3 protein-coding genes are annotated in these 2,316 nt (G+C 34.6%); all 3 read right to left on the bottom strand.

Annotated elements, in window-relative coordinates:
* Positions 1–79: 79 nt before the first annotated feature.
* The 3 genes from CY0110_RS27510 to CY0110_RS27520 all read right to left on the bottom strand — a co-directional run bounded on the left by CY0110_RS27510 (position 80) and on the right by CY0110_RS27520 (position 2,060).
* On the bottom strand, positions 80–931 hold the full coding sequence (locus CY0110_RS27510; protein WP_008278948.1) for a hypothetical protein: 852 nt from the start codon (positions 929–931) through the stop codon (positions 80–82).
* A gap of 359 nt (positions 932–1,290) precedes the next feature.
* Positions 1,291–1,683 carry a DUF309 domain-containing protein gene (locus CY0110_RS27515; RefSeq protein ID WP_008278949.1) on the bottom strand — a complete coding sequence of 131 codons (393 nt, stop codon included), beginning with the start codon at positions 1,681–1,683 and terminating at the stop codon, positions 1,291–1,293.
* Positions 1,684–1,691: 8 nt separating this feature from the next.
* Positions 1,692–2,060: a ferredoxin-thioredoxin reductase catalytic domain-containing protein gene (locus CY0110_RS27520; RefSeq protein ID WP_008278950.1), complete on the bottom strand. Its 369-nt coding sequence runs from the start codon at positions 2,058–2,060 to the stop codon at positions 1,692–1,694.
* Between the last annotated feature and the right edge of the window lie 256 nt (positions 2,061–2,316).

The following is a 2,316-nucleotide window of genomic DNA, read 5'->3' on the forward strand; positions in this document are numbered from 1 at the left end:
ACTTTCAAACATCGGACTATTGGGTGATAAGCAAAATTATCTAGACAGACTTCGCTAGGTTCGGCAAACTCAACCTCATCTAATCCATCAATTGTTGTACCGCTACAAAAAACTCTTGGTCTTCTGGTACAGAAACAATATAATAACCTGGTGTCCGTTGCTCAGAAAGTACAGAGTACCCTTTCTTTTTGAGAAGTTCTTTTGCTGTTCCTTCACTAATAGTTTCTTTAAATTGTACGGTACACTCGTTAAGCAGAAAATAACGAGTTAATCCATCATTATCAATCATCGCTGGAAAAGTTTGAGCAGCATCAGGAGGAACACTGGCCGTTTCATCAGTTAAATCAAGAATTTCAAAATTACTTAAAGAATTATTAGCCGTGTCATCAGGTTCAAAAACGATTACCAATTCATCATCTTTAGGGATAAATAAATACTGTTTACCTGTTAATTTATCACTGTAATAAGGACGCTTAAATCTATCCGCATCCATTTCAGACGGTGCAGCAAATTCAACTTCAGCAAAGTCTGATAAATCTCGAATACTGTGAAAAACATCCTTGTCTTTACTAAGTTTAAGGGTATAGTAATTGTGAGATCCCTGTTTCACAGAAATGGAACAATTGCACTTTTCAACAATTTCATTGATCTTTGTTTTTCCAATATTTTCTCTAAATTGAACTGTACATTCGTCAGGTAAAAAGTATCTTTCTAACTTATCTTGATCGATTAAAATTGGTAGGTCTCTATCGATCCGATTAGAAAGTAAGGCAGAGCTTTTATGTTCTGGTAATATCGAATATAAAAATTCTTGACTCTTGGTTTTATCTACCAAATTTGGTAAGTTAAACTTCACTATAGTCTCATCTGTTTTAGCCGTAAAATAGCGTTTTTCACCTGTCAATTTGTCAAGATATGAATAATCTGCCATGACACACCTCCAATATATGTGGGGTTATTTTTGAAGATACTCTATGGGCAAATTTAAAAAAACAGATTGATTATGTTCTTATCTTAGTTGGTTATCCTTTGACATCTAACTTAAGTATAAACTCTTAGCTATGTTTGAAACTCGTCTTAAACAACTTTTTGTCATATTTCTTTACATCAACAAAGTGCAAAAGTTAAAGAATTTACGTTAACTTAGTTCTTGTTCGTAATTGTAGTTAATAAGTGTAAGCTAAAATAAGGTTATGAAAATGATATAATTCTCCACGGAAATAAAACAGTATCTCCAGATATAATTCTTTAGGGACTACACTCTAAATACGAACTCCATCAGAAAAAAGCTCATAACCTAACAATATGAGGAAACTGATAAGGAGAGTCATCATAAGCTTCTTGCAAAGTTTGAGCAACTTCGGCCACATTCTCAGGATCAATTTGTTGAAGATATTTTAATAATCCTTGACTTTCTTCTAACAACTGAGTGACATTAATCGTTTCATGATCGGGTTGATAATCACGAAGTCGTCTCACCCCTTCTCCTAACAAAATAACAGCACCACGCCAGTTATGATTAGTGAGATGATAACAACCCACTGCCACTTGTAAAATACCTTGATAAAAACGTTTATCTGACTCTGCTGCATCGATCCAAATCGCTTCTAGGGTATCATGGCAAGCATAAAAATCCCGTCGATTAAATTGCTCAATCCCTTGCAAGAATACCTCTGATATCATGATTTTTCTCAAGCTGACATACCTTCTCGAACATCCTTAATGAACGTTATGTCAATTTCTTGTTCTTCACCAGCAAACTCATTATCTGAGGTAATAAAGAGCATACAATGACATTCTTTTCGTTCTCGCATTGGAACACAAGGACAGTTCCAATAGGTATTTTTTACTTCAGCTTCTTTATCTTCATAATGACGACAAGGACACAATGGGGCCCCTAATTCTTCTTTATGTCTAGCGAGTCCTTCAATAACCACTGCGGTTACAGAGGGTTCACTACAAAAGTAAGTATCTGTTCGTTTCGCGTACTGTTCAGCAAAATTTTTCATTGCTTCTAGCACTTTATCACTTTGATTGTTATTGGTGTTTGTTGTAGTCATAGATATTGTAAGATGAATCGTTACATTACATTATGAGGGTTGAATTAACATTGTGACATATTCTTTGTCATTTGCGAGAGTTGGAGACAAGGAAACCTAAGCTAGACTAGAGATAACTTATTAACCAATTCGTCAATATTTTCTCAACTATGAGTCAACCCACAACTTCAATTAATACTAAACTAATTGATTCGCTTGCTCAAATCATTCTCTCTTTGAGCGAAGAAGAACGTCAAATATAACACACAAAATCCAG

Origin of the sequence: Crocosphaera chwakensis CCY0110 (genome assembly GCF_000169335.1) — a bacterium.
Taxonomy (GTDB): Bacteria; Cyanobacteriota; Cyanobacteriia; order Cyanobacteriales; family Microcystaceae; genus Crocosphaera; species Crocosphaera chwakensis.

Bases quoted from the DNA above. Each gene is read 5' to 3' on its own strand.
- CY0110_RS27510 (WP_008278948.1), bottom strand. From the start codon at position 931: ATGGCAGATTATTCATATCTTGACAAATTGACAGGTGAAAAACGCTAT.
- CY0110_RS27515 (WP_008278949.1), bottom strand. From the start codon at position 1,683: ATGATATCAGAGGTATTCTTGCAAGGGATTGAGCAATTTAATCGACGG.
- CY0110_RS27520 (WP_008278950.1), bottom strand. From the start codon at position 2,060: ATGACTACAACAAACACCAATAACAATCAAAGTGATAAAGTGCTAGAA.